Source organism: Peribacillus sp. NPDC056705, from assembly GCF_043656335.1.
Genome location: NZ_JBHTYI010000016.1, coordinates 48,592 through 66,019 on the forward strand (window position 1 = coordinate 48,592; position 17,428 = coordinate 66,019).

Annotated in this window: 11 protein-coding genes; 10 read left to right on the forward strand and 1 reads right to left on the reverse strand. The window is 39.1% G+C overall.

Annotation, left to right across the window (positions count from 1 at the left end; genetic code table 11):
* Positions 1–51 precede the first annotated feature (51 nt).
* Positions 52–1,539, forward strand: a complete 1,488-nt coding sequence (locus ACFRAK_RS18150) for a tagaturonate reductase (protein ID WP_394572188.1) — start codon at positions 52–54, stop codon at positions 1,537–1,539.
* Between the two features lie 321 nt (positions 1,540–1,860).
* Positions 1,861–2,565 carry a TerC family protein gene (locus ACFRAK_RS18155; protein WP_394572189.1) on the forward strand — a complete coding sequence of 235 codons (705 nt, stop codon included), beginning with the start codon at positions 1,861–1,863 and terminating at the stop codon, positions 2,563–2,565.
* Between the two features lie 200 nt (positions 2,566–2,765).
* On the opposite strand, the gene ACFRAK_RS18160 is transcribed toward ACFRAK_RS18155, so the two are convergent.
* The gene (locus ACFRAK_RS18160) at positions 2,766–4,247 is read right to left on the reverse strand and encodes an aldehyde dehydrogenase family protein (protein WP_192204991.1); all 1,482 of its coding nucleotides are present in this window, start codon (positions 4,245–4,247) and stop codon (positions 2,766–2,768) included.
* 505 nt (positions 4,248–4,752) lie between these two features.
* Between ACFRAK_RS18160 and ACFRAK_RS18165 the strand changes: the two genes are divergently transcribed.
* From ACFRAK_RS18165 to ACFRAK_RS18200, 8 genes are all read left to right on the forward strand, one after another.
* The gene (locus ACFRAK_RS18165) at positions 4,753–6,585 is read left to right on the forward strand and encodes a sigma-54-dependent Fis family transcriptional regulator (protein WP_394572190.1); all 1,833 of its coding nucleotides are present in this window, start codon (positions 4,753–4,755) and stop codon (positions 6,583–6,585) included.
* 249 nt (positions 6,586–6,834) lie between these two features.
* Positions 6,835–7,980 (forward strand): histidine kinase N-terminal domain-containing protein, encoded by a 1,146-nt coding sequence (locus tag ACFRAK_RS18170; RefSeq protein ID WP_387599037.1) that lies wholly within the window; start codon positions 6,835–6,837, stop codon positions 7,978–7,980.
* Positions 7,981–8,752: 772 nt separating this feature from the next.
* The gene (locus ACFRAK_RS18175; RefSeq protein WP_387599347.1) at positions 8,753–10,171 is read left to right on the forward strand and encodes an amino acid permease; all 1,419 of its coding nucleotides are present in this window, start codon (positions 8,753–8,755) and stop codon (positions 10,169–10,171) included.
* Positions 10,172–10,409: 238 nt separating this feature from the next.
* Positions 10,410–11,162 (forward strand): hypothetical protein, encoded by a 753-nt coding sequence (locus ACFRAK_RS18180; protein WP_387599034.1) that lies wholly within the window; start codon positions 10,410–10,412, stop codon positions 11,160–11,162.
* Between the two features lie 274 nt (positions 11,163–11,436).
* A complete protein-coding gene (locus ACFRAK_RS18185) occupies positions 11,437–12,432 on the forward strand; it encodes a cation diffusion facilitator family transporter (RefSeq protein ID WP_260287543.1) in 996 nt (331 codons plus the stop codon).
* 174 nt (positions 12,433–12,606) lie between these two features.
* A complete protein-coding gene (locus ACFRAK_RS18190; RefSeq protein ID WP_311202584.1) occupies positions 12,607–13,350 on the forward strand; it encodes a Cof-type HAD-IIB family hydrolase in 744 nt (247 codons plus the stop codon).
* Between the two features lie 171 nt (positions 13,351–13,521).
* Positions 13,522–14,520, forward strand: coding sequence for an NAD(P)H-dependent flavin oxidoreductase (locus ACFRAK_RS18195; RefSeq protein ID WP_387599030.1), 999 nt, complete (start codon positions 13,522–13,524; stop codon positions 14,518–14,520).
* 424 nt (positions 14,521–14,944) lie between these two features.
* Positions 14,945–17,338 carry a YhgE/Pip family protein gene (locus ACFRAK_RS18200; protein ID WP_394572191.1) on the forward strand — a complete coding sequence of 798 codons (2,394 nt, stop codon included), beginning with the start codon at positions 14,945–14,947 and terminating at the stop codon, positions 17,336–17,338.
* Positions 17,339–17,428: the final 90 nt, after the last annotated feature.

The following is a 17,428-nucleotide window of genomic DNA, read 5'->3' on the forward strand; positions in this document are numbered from 1 at the left end:
TAAAACGCACTCTGAATTGGATATTTCAATGAGAAAAGGGGTTCTTTGATCATGAGTATAAATAAAAGTCAACTAAACAGTCTGAGTAAAGAGACAAAAGCTGTCCAATATTCACATATGATGGATTTTCCCATAAAAGTATTGCAGATTGGGGAGGGGAATTTTCTTCGAGGCTTCTTTGATTGGATGATTCATGAATGTAATAAACAAGGGCATTTTATGGGAAGTATTGCAGTTACTCAGCCTCGCCTCGCCGGAAAAAGGAAAATAGAGGAGGTGAAGCGGCAAGATGGACTGTATACATTAATGTTACGTGGTTTTCACCAAGGGGAGAAAGTGGAGCGAACAGAGATCATTTCCGTTTTTTCGAAGGTAATTGATCCATATGAAGAATGGGAAGATTTTTTAGCATTATCAGAAAATCCTGAATTGGAATTTGTAGTTTCCAACACGACTGAAGCAGGGCTCAAATACCAGCCGATTCCTTTGGAAGAAGGAAAGCCAATTGAATCTTTTCCAGGAAAACTGACTGCTTTTTTGCATCATCGTTATCTCCATTTCAAAGGAGATGCGAAAAAAGGACTGACCATGCTGCCATGTGAGCTTTTAGAGAGAAATGGTGATTCATTGAAGCAATGCGTTCTTAAGCATAGCAGGGATTGGGATTTACCAAAGTCATTCATGGAGTGGGTGGACCGGGACAACCTATTCCTAAACTCGCTTGTAGACCGTATCGTTACAGGGTTCCCAGCCAATGAGTCGGAAAAACTATTTACGGAATGGGGATATAAGGATACGCTGCTAAATACGGCAGAGCCATACCATTTATGGGCTATAGAAGGTGACCCTTGTATTGATCAACGTCTTCCTTTACAACAGGCAGGCTTAAATGTGCGTTGGGTAAAAGATTTAACACCTTATCAAATGAGGAAGGTACGGATTCTTAATGGTTCTCATACCTTGATGGCTCCTTTAGGCATTTTATCTGGAATGGAAGAAGTAAAACAGGCAATCGATCATCCGGAATTCAACCAATTTCTGAGCAATGCCATCGAAAAGGAAATAATTCCTTCATTACCTTTTGATCAAAATGAGATGTTGTTATATGGGGAAAGTGTTCTGGAGCGATTTAAGAATCCTTTTGTACATCACCTCCTGGCCGATATTTCGCTGAATAGCATTTCGAAGTTCAAGGTCCGTCTCCTGCCTACCTTAGAGGAATATCATAAGAGGCAAGGCAGGCTGCCTCACTGTATCGTACGGGGTTTTTCAGGCTTGATCCGATTTTACAAGGTTCACGAAGTGAAGGGGCGTTATATTGGTAAAAGCTTTGCGGGTAAAACCTATGTCGTTAAAGATGATATAAAGACCATTGAATTTTTCAAGGAACAATGGCTTCATTATGATAAGCAAGAAATCCCGCTTAGACAATTGATAGAGGCCACCTTAAGTAATCAATATCTATGGGGGAAGGATTTGAGCCATATCCCCAACCTAGGAAACGAAATATGCCAATATCTAGAAGGGATGATTGACTGAAATTATCCCTTGAAAGGATATGGGCAAGTTAAGTTCAGGAATCTTCTGCCTATCTCTATTTTTTTTCTTTATTTTATTTGTATTTTTGGTATACTGAATTAGTGATATTTTTTCTTGCTAGTTTCCTAATGGAAAGATAGTAAAAGAGTTACATATTCTTTATTCCCGTGAAGGGGAGTAGCGTCAGGGATAACCTGAAATAAAGTCGTCATTACGTGGGGAACCCACCGGCTTTATTGGCCTAATTCATTTAGTGCTTAGCGAGACCTTTGCCATTTATGGCAGAGGTCTCTTTATTTTTGTATAAAGGAGGAAATAGTGTTGGATTTTTTATCAGGTGAATTCATTTCAGGACTTTTAGCGATCATTATGATAGATTTGGTTCTAGCCGGTGATAATGCGATCCTTATTGGATTGGCTGCAAGAAAGCTTCCAAAAGATCAGCAAAAAAAGGTGATAATTTGGGGAGCGGTCGGGGCAATAGTGATAAGGATCATTGCAACGCTGCTGGTTGTCGTACTCTTAGAGGTGCCTGGTCTGCATTTAATAGGCGGATTACTTCTTGTATGGATTGCTTATAAACTTCTAATTGATGAAGAAGAACATGATTTGAAGCCTGCAGACTCGATGTGGGCTGCCATAAAAACGATCATTATTGCAGATGCTTTGATGGGATTGGATAATGTCCTGGCAGTTGCAGGTGCATCACATGGTAACTTCACTTTAGTGGTGATCGGTCTACTTGTTTCCATCCCAGTAGTGATGTATGGAAGCACTTTAATCCTGAAACTGATAGAACGTTTCCCATTCATCATTATAATTGGTGCGGGAATACTAGGCTGGACAGCTGCTAAAATGATTGTAGCTGAACCTTTCATGCTCGACTACTTTGCAAATCCCTTCATTAAATATGGATTTGAAGCGATAGTGGTGATTGGAATCCTGGTTGCCGGGACTTCAAGACAGAAAACCATTGAAAAAGAAAAAGCAAACAGAGAAAAAATGCAAATCGAACGTAATGGATAATGGGTACAAAGAGACTTTTCGAAAATGAAAAGTCTCTTCTTTTTCTCTTTGCCTGAATGATATAAGTTAAATAACAAGATAAGGCTGTACCGAAGTCTACACTTTGGTACAGCCTTTTGCAAATATTAAAGGAAAAGATAACCTGCATTTCAATCATGATATTTGAGCCGATTGATCATATGGAGCGTTCACTCTTTTATTTAGTTTAAGTTAATCCATACACTTTTGACTTCCGTATAATTTTCCAAAGCATAACTGCCCATTTCCCGACCAATTCCGCTTTGTTTATAACCGCCAAATGGAGAAGCGGCATCAAAGGCATTATAGCAGTTTACCCAAACTGTACCAGCTTTTAATTCATTGGCCACATAATGGGCTTTTTTTACGTCTTGTGTCCATAAACCTGCAGCCAATCCATATTCTGAGTTATTTGCACGGCTTATCACATCATCCAAATCATCAAAAGGCATTGCAGCTACAACAGGGCCGAAGATTTCTTCTTTAGCGATCGTCATTTCATCTTCAACGCCTGCAAATATCGTAGGTGTTACAAAATAGCCCTCTCCTTGCCCATAATTGCCCCCGGTAACCACTTCGGCACCTTCAGACTTTCCTTTTTCAATATAACTGCCCACTCGTTCCAATTGTTCACTGGAAACCAATGGCCCTATCTGTGTAGAAGGATCAAGACCGGCCCCTTGTTTAATGTTTTTTGCATGAGACACTAAGTCGGCTACCACGTTGTCATAGGATTTCTTTTGAATGTACAGGCGGGAACCGGCACAGCAAACTTGTCCTTGATTAAACATGATGCCCATTAAAGCACCAGGAATGGCTTTACTCATATCTGCATCCGGTAGAATGATATTAGGTGATTTCCCGCCTAACTCCAACGAGATTTTTTTCACAGTTCCCGAAGCTTGGCGCATGATCATTTTCCCTACTGAAGTTGAACCGGTAAAGGCAATTTTATCGACATCTGGATGGTCTACAAGCGGTGATCCTGCTGTTTCCCCAAATCCAGGGATGACATTGAGGACGCCAGGAGGAAAACCTGCTTCAAGCGCTAATTGACCTAAATATAATGCTGAAAGCGGCGTTTGCTCCGCTGGTTTTAAAACGATCGTACATCCGGTTGCAAGGGCTGCACCTAATTTCCATGCAGCCATAAGAAGAGGGAAATTCCAAGGGATGATTTGTCCTACCACTCCAACTGCTTCATGACGGGTATAATTGAAGTAATTCCCAGCAACAGGTATTGTTTGTCCTACTATCTTAGTTGCCCACCCAGCATAATAACGAAAGTGATCGATTGCAAGGGGGACATCGGCATTAGTGGTTTCACCAATTGGCTTGCCATTATCCAAGGTATCCAATTGTGCTAAAGCCTCTTTATGTTCTTCCATGAGGTCCGCTAATTTATAAATGAGGCGGCTGCGCTCCGATGCACTCATTTTTTTCCAAGGACCGTTGTCGAATGCCTTACGGGCTGCTTTGACTGCTTTATCTACATCTTCCGGTCCTGCTTCACTCACAACCGCTAAAACCTTGCCGTTAGAAGGATCGAGAGTCTCAAAGGTTTTTCCTGAAGCAGCTTCCACCAATTCCCCATTAATCAAAAGCTTTTTAGTGCCCTTCAAGAATTCTTGCACTCGTGGATTAAGTTTAATAGTTTGTTCCATGTATAATACCCCTTTTCATTTGGATTTTAAGTTGCATATTTGTTCGGACAATGGCTTTCCTCTAAGTAAAGGATCAGGCATGATCTTATGTGATTGATACAATTCTCTTTGGCTGCCATGCAGCAAGTCAGAATATTTCAAAAACCGGATTACTGATTCCTTCCCCCTTTATCAATAGGATTCAATTTCTCGATATGTAATTATGCAAGACCTATGCCAAAACAAAAAAACGATGAAACCAGTTAAAAGATGGTGGAGCGATATCGGAAGATGCCATCCTGTTCCAATATGGAACAGGATGGTGTTCCATATTGGAACAAAAAAGTTTAGCAGTTCGCATAATGCCGTATTCATTTTGGTGAGTATCTGAATTTTCTGTTATAATTAAACTATATGAACGAATCCTGAATGCTCTGAAACTTTGAATTAGAAAGAGTTTCATTTATGAAATTGAATAAAAAACAGTAGCCGATTTACTCGATTATACATACGGGAGGATTATTCAATGTCTGTTAATATAAGCGCGGATAAAGGAACCATACCGGCATTTATTCAAGAATCATGGCAGCGGTGCTTTTCGAAGGGACTTCAGCCAAGCATGATGGATAAGGAAGATATGCTTGGTGCAATTGAGTTGGCCGAATACCACGATCGATATGCTGAACTCCTGTACCATTCTTCCCCCATTTTAGAAGATGTTTATCGCTCGATTAATGGTTTGGAGTCCATTTTATTACTTGCTGCTCCTGAAGGGTATATCATCGAAACAGTTGGGGATCCAGCTTTCATTCGCCATGCAGATAATGTTTCCCTTAGGAAAGGGGCCAATTGGCTAGAGGAATCAAAAGGAACAAATGCAATAGGAACGGCCATAGTAGAGAAAAATCCTGTATTGATTCATGGCAGTCAACACTTTCATCAGGATAACCATTTCCTCACTTGTGCCGCATCGCCCATTTATCACCCTGATGGGTATCTGCTAGGTGTTTTGAACTTAAGCAGTCATCAACAGAATTATCATCCTTTTTCCGTTAGCTTAGTTCAAAGGGTGGCTGATAGCATCAAACAAGCACTCTTATTGTCCCATACACAAAAAAGGGAGAAAAACCTTTATTTTATATATGATTCATACCCTGATCCGTTAATTACCCTTGATAAAGAGGGGAAAGTTACAGATCTCAATTTAGCGGCGTCACAAGTTATCGGCACATTGAAAAAACCGGTATCGAATATAATATCAGGAACAGACCCACTTGTTTTGGAACAGAGGGTTTCAATTAAAGACCAGGAATTTATGGTGCAAACCCTTGGAAAAAATATGGAACATCAATCATCCGTGATCGTTCGATTAAAAAAACAAAAATTGATTGATGGTTTAACAACTAATCGTTATCAATTTTCAGATATATTAAGTAACGATCCGCAAATGAATCAAACCATATCCATTGCTAAAAGAGCTGCAGCGCTTGATATCAGCTTGCTAATCACTGGAGAAAGCGGAACGGGAAAAGAACTATTCGCACAATCCATTCATGGGGTTAGTTTAAGAAGTGATAAGCCATTCATCGCCATCAATTGCAGCGCAATTCCCGAAAATTTATTGGAAAGTGAGTTATTTGGGTATGAAAAGGGTGCCTTTACTGGCGCAAAAAGCGGCGGACATAAGGGGAAGTTCGAAGCTGCGGATGGCGGAACCCTTTTTTTGGATGAAATCGGGGACATGCCGCTTCAAGCTCAAGCGACCCTGCTTCGCGTGCTTCAGGAACGATGTGTGACGCGTGTCGGCGGACATGCTTCCATTCCAATCGATGTAAGGGTCATTGCCGCCACCAACAAAGACTTACAAAAAGAAATTGAAACTGGAGAATTCCGTGCAGATCTATTTTTCCGCCTTTGTGGATTATCTTTGAAAATTCCAAATCTTAGAAGTCGGAAGGATTTATTGCTGTTAGCAGAATACATTTTAGCGGATTTACCTTATAGGAGTGAACATACCGAATTAACTGATGAGGCTAAAACATTCATTTTGGAATATTCATGGCCAGGAAATTTCCGTGAATTGCAAAACGTACTGGGACAGGCTGCATTCCTAGCTGAAAATGGACCGATTACAAGGGACTTGCTTGTGGCGCTTTGTCCTGTTTCTTCCATTACACATGAGGAAGGGGCAAATTCCGATCAAGGACCAAGAAACTTTCAAGAACAAGAAACCCAGTTGATCAGAAATGCGTTGGAACGAACAAATGGAAATATCAGTAACGCCGCGAAGCAACTCGATATCGGCCGAAATACGCTTTATAGAAAAATGAAAAAATATGGAATCAAATTTCTAAAGTAAGAGTTTCTTAGTATATTTAAAAACATGAATGATGAGTTTCCGTTTTAAAATCTCAGATTCCCGACCTGATTTGGTCGGTTCTTTGGTATCGCGAGTAAACATATGCGGACAAGCATACCTTTTCTCCATATAAGCTATATTTCACCTTAAAGACTATGAATAATGAAGAGCAGGTAATCAAAATCTCATATAGAATGATGTTATTGATAGAGTATCTAAAATTCCGTAAGGGGATGTGTGGTCAATAGTATGGAGTTTTCATCTGAACATAAGAAGTATAAAAATGTATTGATTCAATATTTGGAAGAAAAAGAATCTGTGTTTTTAAATGAATGGAACGAGACTATTAAGATCAATGAAATTGACCCCTACAAAGATAAAATTAAAGAAAATGGTTATGGGATGTACTCATTGGTCATCCAAACGTTCAAGGATGTATTGTCTGAAGATATGCTGATAAAATTGGCTTACCAGGTTGCAAAAGAGCGACTTGAAGCAAATATCAACATTGGGGATTTTCTATATAATATCAATTTGGGGAGAAATATCATAATCAGAAATCTTTTTGGGGTCAATATCCCAATTAATTATATGCAGAAATTCATTAATGATATCAACTTGCACTTTGATACGTTCAGCTACCATGCAGTAACGAGATATACGAATCTTACAAATGAAGTGATAGAGGAGAAAAAGTCTTATATTAGTGAAAACCACAAAGATAAATTAGCGGTACTGGGTCAGATATCATCAAGCTTTGTACATGAATTCCGAAACCCTCTTACAGCTATCATGGGGTTCAATAAATTACTGAAAAGGGAGAACCCGGGCTTGAAATATTTAGATATCATTGATTATGAGTTAAATCAGTTGAATTTCAGGATAACCCAATTCCTCCATACCTCTAAATCAGATTTTAATGAGGAACAAAGAGAGGAAATTTCCGTGTTGAAGTTAATTGAAGAAATTCAAGAACTGACTTATGCAAATATTGTGGATGCCAGTGTTAATGTGGAAATAGATATTTATCCAAACTTCGTCATGACAGCGAGCAAGGATGGATTAAAACAAGTGTTCTTGAATCTTTTTATAAATTCCATTGACGCCTTAAAGGATAAGGAACATCCAAGAATTTTGAGGATAACCTCTTTAAATGAGGCGAATGAAAGAATAATTAGAATTTCAAATAATGGCCCGGCCATCGACAATGAATTGATCGAATCTATTTTTGAGCCCTTTGTCACAACGAAAGAGTTAGGAACGGGAATTGGATTATACGTCTGTAAAAAGATCATTGAAAGCAATGATGGATATATGAGTTGTGTCTCAAATGAAAGTTTAACTACATTCAGTATCCATTTCCCCGCAGTTAAGAACGAATTTATAAAGGTTTAATACATATTGACATTACATAGAGCATTATATTCTTAACGATATTTTTCGAGGCTGTAGATAGATCTTTGATTAATAGCGGAAGGTCTGCCGGTATTAATCAAAATCATTCTGAGTGATAATAAATCTATTTGGAAGATGCCAAGAAATAATAATTTGGATTTTGGCATCTTTTTTTTCTGTTATTTTTCAGTAAAAATATGTGTCGAAATTTTAAAATAAAATAATAAAATTGTCATTTTGAATCGATTGTGGATCAAAAAGGGTTAATAATTAATATATGAATCATAAATTAGGTTAACGATTCAATAATGAATCATTTTAAGTTTATAAAAGCGTTAAACCCCCATAAAATAACTATCCTTTTCTTGGCATGGATATTGCTGTTATTTATATATGTATAAAATTTTAATGAAAGAGGGTGAAGATTGAGGAAAGAAATAATAGAGCTGGGTAACTATAATTTTACATAAAAGGACTTCACTCAACAAAAAGCGAAAAGTCCAAAATCAACAAAGATCATTGTACTTTCCGTGTATTTCGTTGAGGGGCTGATGGTAGTAAAAAGGAGTATAAATAGAAAAGCACTTACGGTTAATAGAGTTTTTGCTGTGCAATATACATATACCGATTGTGAATTAGGCCTCATTAAAATTATTGATCTAAACGGGAATATGAATGTAATCATTGTTTTTGAATGAAAGATTTCTACTAGGGTACCCATGAGCAGTGATTTACTGCTTACAAAACGGTAAATTGACAGTTTTAAAGGATGGTGACAATAGTGGCACTTCAAACAAATGAATTGAAACATGGTCTCAAGACCAGGCATGTCACAATGATTTCTATTGGCGGGGTAATTGGGGCAGGACTATTTATCGGAAGCGGAACAATAATTGATTCAGCAGGACCTGGTGCCATATTATCGTATATAATCGCAGGATTGATGATCGTGCTTATAATGCGTATGCTGGGTGAAATGGCTGTGGTGAATCCTGATAGCGGATCCTTTTCAACATATGCACATCAAGCATTTGGTCCCTGGGCCGGATACACGATAGGCTGGTTATACTGGTTCAACTGGGTTATCATCATTGCCATTGAAACTACGCTATTGGGTACTATGATTCATGATTGGTTTCCTGGCATACCTATGTGGGCTGCCAGTCTATCTTTCCCTATATTAATGATGGTAACGAATATCTATTCAGTCAAAGCTTATGGGGAATTTGAATACTGGTTAGCTTTCATGAAAGTGGCTGCCATTGTAATATTCCTCTTCCTGGGCGCTGCCATGATTTTCGGATTTGTTCCAGGATTCGATTCACCAGGACTCTCTAACATTACTGGGGATGGAAGCTTTTTGCCAAATGGGTTTCTGCCTGTCCTCCTTAGTGTGATATTCATTACCTTCTCATTATCTGGAAGTGAAGTAGCTGCCATTGCTGCAGGGGAGTCTGAAAATCCCGAAAAAAATATTATTAGAGCCATAAACAGTGTTGTATGGCGTCTCCTTCTTTTCTTTGTTGGGTCAGTGACTGTTTTGGTTCTCGTAATTCCCCAGGGGGCTGAAGATTTACTTAAAACCCCCTATGCCAGCGTATTTGATATGGCAGGCCTCCCGGCAGCGGGTCAAGTCATGAATATCGTAATCTTCATTTCATTGCTTTCGGTTTTGAATTCAGGGCTATATACAAGCTCTCGTATGTTATATTCTTTATCAAAGAAAGGCGATGCACCGAAAATCCTTTCTCGGGTGAATAAGAGGGGAATCCCGATTTGGGCGTTAATGGCAAGTGTTTTCTTTGCTTATGTGTGCACGACCTTTAAATTTGTTTCCCCTGATAAATTGTTTGCTTTTCTCGCTAACAGCTCGGGAGGAGTCACGATGATCATGTATATCTTTATTGCCTTTTCCCATCTGTATTTGCGGAAAAAGTCGGAAAAAGAAAATCCAGGGACACTCAAAGTGAAAATGTGGCTATTCCCTTATTTAACCTACGCGACGATTGCCTTATTATTTATTATATTCGTTGCTCAGGCATTTATTGCTTCCATGAGATTGCAATTCTTTCTTACAACCCTTCTTACGATTCTAGTTATTGGGTCATACTTTCTTTTTTATCATAAGAAAAACGTAATTTCTCCTGAACAAGAAGGAAAACTAAAAAAAATTCAAGTTAAGGAAGGGTAAGTTATGTAGCCCTTTTTGTTCGATTATAGAAAGAAATGATTGACTTTTCAAATAAAGAGGCTGCTCTTAGTGGGCAGCTTTTTTTCTGGTTCCCAAATTGATTGCATTCATTTAACGGGTGATAATTAAGTGTGTTCGAATTTGTGACTGCTATTAACCCATCAGGATGCTCATTCATTTGCAACTTTGAAATCCTTTGCTAGAATATAATCTATAGAAAAGATTAGGAGTGGTGACTGTGGCTGAAACTTCAGCTGAAGATTTGATTCATTATATTGCACCAAAAGGAGAATATATCCCTTTTTTAGATGATACGGACTATATCGCAAAAGGAATGGAATGGAAATTATTCACTGCCCGTTCGGTAAAAAGAGAACTATTATATAAAAGTGGCAGTTTTCAAGCTAAAGTCAAATTGGCAGGTTATGAACAATATGGAAATGGCCTTGACACCGTAGTTGTTGAATTTGCAAATGGTAAGCTTAGTTGCATTCACCCTTCCTATTTAAAGGAAATGCAAAGCAACAGTTTCGGAAAAGAATTGTTGAGTGGGCCGGTTTTAGAAACATCCGCAGATTCAAGTGAAACTGTGCAGGTGATGGAAGCACCAATTACGGAAAACTTCGATCAGCTAAGTGCAGAACCCAAAAAAGCAAAAACCAAAACTAAAAAGACGACTGCAAAACCTAAATTGGACTTACCTGGGGAAAAAGTGCATTTCACCGCAACAGTCAAGGAGTTTACGGCGAAAATGAACCATTTCACTGGTGAAGAAGATGAAGTCATACTCTTGGAGAATGTCAAAGTGACAACGGAGCCTGCATTGACTATCGGCGATGCTTGGTGTGGATATAGCAAGACATTAAAAAAAGCTGAGCTAGAAGAAGGGGACGCAATCGAATTTGATGGAAAAGTGGTCGACAAAAAATACAATAAAGAAATACTATATAAAGTCAATAATCCATCTAAGTTAGTGAAACAAGAGATGTAAGCTTAACGCAGAAGTTCTTGCGAAAGGGAGTAAGCCGCCGCTTACTCCCTTTTTTGTTGCTTTAATCAGTTTTCAATAGAAATGAATGCATTCATGTGAACTTATTTAGAATAGATGGGTCCATTCCTGGAATATATTGGTTTTTGGGAGTTACAACTCATGGCCATTACCAATCGTATAGATAAGGGTTTGGCTTATGTGGTTTCATATTTTCCAGTGTTGGGGATAATACATTATGATAATGGATTTATAATAATATAAGGGGGGTTTTTATGTGAAAGAGTTATTTCGGTTATTAAAACAAGGTAATAAATCGGCTTTCATTGCTGCCTGTGTGAATAGTATCATCGCTGTGCTAAAGGGGATCGCTTATTTCATGACAGGCAATGTAGCCATGTTTGCTGAAACTTTACATACTTTGGGCGATGCTGCGAATCAGTTTTTCGTATTTATTGGATCTGCACTAAGTAAAAAGTCACCAACTGATCGATTCCCTGATGGTTTTGGACGCTTGGTTAACCTCGTATTATTAGGGGCGGTGTTGGTTGTCGGGATCATGTCTTATGAAACGATTAAAGAAGGGTTCCATCACATTTTGCACCCTGTAGAATCAACGGGTATCCTTATTAACTTGTCTGTCCTTTCGTTAGCGGTTGTGTTGGAATCATATGTATTATTTAAAGCGATGAAAGAAGTGGTGCATGAGACTGGAATCGAAGCTAAAGGAGCAGCCGTCATATTTAAGAGCTTCGCTGGTTTAAAAAGAGCAAAACCCGCGACAAAATTAGTATTCATGGAAGATATGGTAGCAACCGGTGGTGGGGTACTAGCGATAATTGCCATTTTATTAGCAAACTTCACGCCCTTCATCCAAGCTGAAGGCGTTGCTTCCGTCATGATCGGTCTCGGGATGTTCTATGTGGTTGGTAGGGTATTTCTTGATAATGCTGCAGGTGCTCTTGGGGAAGCCGATATTGAAATGCGACAAAAAATTGGAACTATGGTCATGGATGACCCAGACGTAAGGGATATACAGAAACTTGCCGTAATAAAAGAAGGGGAAGACTTTCATGTTGAACTTGAAGTTGAACTTGATCCCCATATTTCAATCGCCCAAGCGGATGACATTAAGGATCGTTTGTTTAATGAGATATTCAAGGAAAGAGGAGTTACGGATGTCATTATAGAATTTGATGAAAATGATGGTATCCCAAAATGGGAAGGTCAGCTAAAAAAAGAATTGAATGAAATGAAAAAAGAAAGGGAGTAGAGGATGTTTAGAATGGCAGAATATAAAGTGGCCGGATAAAGATATTTGGATGATAATAAAAATCATGAAACGAATGGAATGCCTGTTCAAATATTCACGTACTTTCCTGACGAATGCATTATAAGCTATCATGGACTTAGTTACATAAAGAAGGAATTGGGAGGGTGAATAAGAATGAAGGAACAAGATATTAAACTGGTTGCACTTGATATGGATGGAACGCTTCTCAATAAGGATGGGGAGATATCAAAAGAAAATCGGAGAGCGATAAAAGAAGCAGAAAATCAAGGGATTTTTGTTGTGTTGAGCACAGGGAGATCCTACGCGACATGCAGTGATTTTGCAAAGTCGATGGAACTCCAATCATACCTCATTACCGTAAACGGAAGCGAAATATACGATAATCAAGGAAAACTGGTGGAAAGGAATATCGTCGATAGTGAGTCCATACAATGGATGTGGGAATTAAGCCAAAAACACGGTACACATTTTTGGGCGATTAGTTGCGATAATATATACAGGGCTGAAATGCCTGAAAAAATCCATGATTCTCAATGGCTTAAATTCGGTTTTGATACAACTGATGATGATATCCGCCAAATCATCATGGATGAACTGGTATCAAAAGGAAACTTTGAAATAAGCAATTCCAGCCCAACGAATATTGAAGTGAATGCCATGGGCGTTAATAAAGCGAAAGCGATCAAGCTCGTATGTTCATTGCTCGATATTACGATGGATAATGTTATGGCTGTAGGTGACAGCCTTAACGACCTTGCAATGATTTCTGATGCAAAAGTGGGTGTGGCTATGGGAAACGCCCAAGAAATTGTGAAAGAAAAGGCAGATTGGGTTACAGCAACAAACGATGAAGATGGTGTGGCCAAGGCCATTCGTAAATGGGCGCTTTCAAATTGAATCGAAACTGTATATGGAATGTATTCCATATACAGTTTTTTTATTGAGATGGCGTTCCATGACAAGTTAATTCAGCAGCTGAATTAATTTCTTGAAAATTGTGTATTTTAGAAGTATGATAATCTTGTAGTGTTATATTTTGGTAATATACTAAAATGGGAGGTTTCATAAATGACAAGAAGTTTGCCTGAACAGTGGTGGAATCAATTATCTTTACCAGTTATCTCAGCACCTATGTTTTTAATATCCGGTCCTGAGTTAGTGAAAGAATGCTGCTTGAATGGGGTGATCGGCTCTTTTCCAGCACCGAATGCGCGGCCGATTGAGGTGTTGGATCAATGGATGAGTGATATAAACGATACATTGATTGCAGCAAAGGATAAAGAACCTGGCTCAAAGATTGCTCCATGGGCAATGAATATGGTTGTCCACCGTACATATAGCCGTCTTGAAGAAGAGTTGGAATTGGTCAAAAAGCATCAGCCTCCCATCGTCATTACATCATTAGGTTCACCAAAACATGTGGTTGATGTCGTACATAGCTATGGCGGGTTGGTCTTTTCGGATGTCAGCTCCGTGGATTTTGCAAAAAAAGCTGCGGAGTCAGGTGTGGACGGATTGATCTTGGTTGCTGCGGGAGCCGGTGGTCATGCTGGTGAAATAAATAGCTTTGCTTTCGTGGACAGCGTAAGAACATTCTGGGACGGAATCATTTTGCTTGCCGGATCCATCAGTACTGGCCACAGTATCTTGGCAGCTCAGGCTGCAGGAGCGGATCTTGCATATATGGGTACTCGTTTTATCGTGGCGAAAGAGAGCAGGGCCAATGATGATTATCGTGAAATGCTTGTCGATTCTGATCATGATGACATCATCTTGACTGATGCATTTTCAGGAGTTAATTGTAATATGCTGAAACCGAGCATCAGAAAGGAAGGATTGGACCCAGAACAATTAGCCAAAAAAGAAAAAGTCGATTTTGACAGCATGTCCAAAACATCTGAATCTAAAGCGTGGCGTGATATTTGGTCAGCGGGTCATGGTGTGGGGGCGATTAAAAAAATAGATACAGCCGCAGGCATCATAAAACAATTAGAAAAAGAATATCAGCAATCCTTAAAGAAACTGAACGGACAGGCGGAAAAATTAAAAGGCATTATTTCAAAATGATTTGTAAGCGCTTCATTTAATTATGTTTATATACCTTATTAAAAGGGTATCCAAAATGGATGCCCTTTTTTGCCATGAAAAATAGAGGGGATTTTATCAGCCGATGCTAAGGTCTTAATCAGTTAAGAGGCAATTTAAAACAGGATATAAAGTTATAAATAGTAGATATAGGATGTAAGGCAGTGAAAAAATATTGATAAAAGAATGGAAAAATGTTATATTATTTTCGTGATAATGACCGAATGAACAATATAGTCATTAGTTATTGTTTGCGTGAAAAGTAAATATATATTAAAGATTAAGATAGTGAATTTTAAATATATATTGCAGAAGCAAATGAGTTAAATATGTATTTTTCAATCCGTTTTTCACCGAGATAGATTAAATAAACGGCAAATTCGTCGTAGAGGAGGGCTTGGTAGGCGTGTTAAAATCTTTAAAGGGTGAATTTTTAGCCATAATAAAACATCCTATGATACTCATTTCCATAATAGGGATCATACTGATTCCCTTATTATACAGCGGCACTTTCCTGTGGGCATTTTGGGATCCATATGGGAAGGTGGACCAATTGCCTGTTGCCATTGTCAATATGGATGAGGGTGCGGAGTTCAATGAATCGGAACTTACAATAGGAAAAGATTTAGTCAAGGAGTTAAAGGAAAAGAAGGATTTCGATTGGCATTTTGTCAGTCAAAAAGAAGCAAATGAAGGCCTGAAAAAACAAGATTATTACATGAAAATAGAAATCCCGAAGAACTTCTCCAAAAATGCAACGACCTTACAGGAGGACAATCCGGAAAAACTTGATTTAATTTATACGTCCAATGAAGGGTTCAACTATATATCCACAAAAATAGGTGACGCAGCTTCGGAGAGAATTAAAGGGGAGGTTTCGTCAGCCGTTACGAAAACCTATGCGGAGTCAATGTTCGATAATCTGAACGAAATGGCTGACGGACTCAAAAGTGCCAGTGATGGAGCTGGAGAATTGAAAGATGGAACAGATACAGTGAAGAACGGATCAAATGAACTTGGTGAAGGAATTAACTCTGCTAAAGATGGTTCCAAAAAAGTCGATGAAGGAATTGATTCCCTTCATTCAGGTTCTGTCGAAATCCATGAAAACCTGGAAAAATTAGCTGAAAAATCATTGACCTTTTCGAATGGGGTCGGTTCGGCAGCCGCAGGATCAAAAGAACTCAATCAAGGGTTACAACAGTTTAGCTCTGGTGTTGGACAAATGAAGGATGGGCAATCCGAGCTTTTGAAAGGAGCCAAGAAATCTGAAGCGGGTACTGGTGAATTGGCCTCTGGCCTGCAACAGTCTTTAGAGGGCTTCAATCAAATCGACGAAAAGCTGCCCGCTTTGACAGAGGGAGCAAATGGTGTAGCTGCTGGAGCTTCCCAACTTTCAGGTTCATTATCTGAATGGAGTGCAGCATCGAACGAAGCAAAAGCTGGGGCATCTGAAGTTTCGGCAGGTTTGGATGAGGTTATTTCCGGATTGAAGCAACAATCTGAAGCTACGGATGATCCTGCAGAGAAAGCGCGTTTGGAAGAAGTGATCACTTCTCTAACCCGCATCAGTGAAGGTAGTAAAGGAGTATCTGAAGGAGTAGGTAAACTATCGGCAAGTGCAACTGAAATTGCTAAGGGCTCAAATAGTCTTAGTGCTGGAGCTAATCAGTTAGGTGAAGGCACAAGTGCAATAAGCGGCGGTTTCACTCAATTGAAGCAAGCTCAGGATAAACTCGCCAATGGAGCGAATGAACTGAAAAATGGTCAAGGTCAATTGGTATCTGGCTTGACAACATTTGGTGATAGTATAGATTCTGCACAAAGTGGGCTTGGACAGTTAACCGAAGGCAGCAATAACTTGGTAAGCGGACTTGATCAGCTTGAAGATGGCTCCAAGCAATTATCAAGTGGAACCTCACAGCTTTCCGAAGGTTCGAAAGGTCTGGTTAGAGGAACGGATAAGTTGAAGGAGGGTTCATCCAGCCTTACTAGCGGAATGGGAGAACTGGCGAATGGAGCCATTAAGTTACAAGATGGAATCGCCAAACTTTCAGATGGATCTGCAGAATTACATGACGAATTAAGTGATGGGGCAGACGAAGCAGGCAAGATAAAGTCCAATGATGAAGTATATGACATGTTTGCAAGCCCAGTTAAAGTGGATAAATTACCAATTAATGATGTCCCGAACTATGGCACTAGTTTTGCACCATATTTAATTTCATTAAGTTTATTTATCGGGGCTATCGTTCTGACGATCATTTTCCCGTTAAAAGATCCTGCTGTAAAACCCGCGAGTGGATTTAGCTGGTTTATTAGTAAATACAGCGTCATGGCACTCATAGGAATCTGCCAAGCCATAATGGTGGATTCGATTTTAATTTTAGGTCTTGGAATCAATGTTACGAGCCTGCCGCTATTTTTTGCAGTAAGCATTCTTGCTAGCTGTACATTCATGGCAATCATTCAGTTCCTGGGTTCGGCCTTTGACAATCCTGGCCGGTTCATAGCATTATTGATTTTGATTCTTCAACTGACCAGCAGTGGCGGAACATTCCCGAATGAATTAGTTCCTGGCTTCCTGCAAGGATTCACACCGTTCTTACCGATGACATATTCTATTAATGCTTTCCGTGCAGTCATCTCAACTGGAGATTATAGCTTCATGTGGCATAATCTTGGCATATTAGCAATATTCCTCGTTGTGGCATTAATATTATCACTTCTTTACTTTATTTATCGGTATAAGAAATTGAACGGCGCATTAAATGAAAAACAGGAAGAAGCAACTGTATAATGATCAAAAAAACAGCGACCCATGACGGGTCGCTGTTTTTTGATAAATATCAGGTAATAAGTGAAATGCAGGGAAATAAAAGTGCCCCTA

What these genes read in the sequence shown, in the direction of transcription:
- ACFRAK_RS18195 (WP_387599030.1), top strand. Translation starts at nt 13,522, where the DNA reads ATGACAAGAAGTTTGCCTGAACAGTGGTGGAATCAATTATCTTTACCA.
- ACFRAK_RS18170 (WP_387599037.1), top strand. Translation starts at nt 6,835, where the DNA reads ATGGAGTTTTCATCTGAACATAAGAAGTATAAAAATGTATTGATTCAA.
- ACFRAK_RS18165 (WP_394572190.1), top strand. Translation starts at nt 4,753, where the DNA reads ATGTCTGTTAATATAAGCGCGGATAAAGGAACCATACCGGCATTTATT.
- ACFRAK_RS18150 (WP_394572188.1), top strand. Translation starts at nt 52, where the DNA reads ATGAGTATAAATAAAAGTCAACTAAACAGTCTGAGTAAAGAGACAAAA.
- ACFRAK_RS18160 (WP_192204991.1), bottom strand. Translation starts at nt 4,247, where the DNA reads ATGGAACAAACTATTAAACTTAATCCACGAGTGCAAGAATTCTTGAAG.
- ACFRAK_RS18190 (WP_311202584.1), top strand. Translation starts at nt 12,607, where the DNA reads ATGAAGGAACAAGATATTAAACTGGTTGCACTTGATATGGATGGAACG.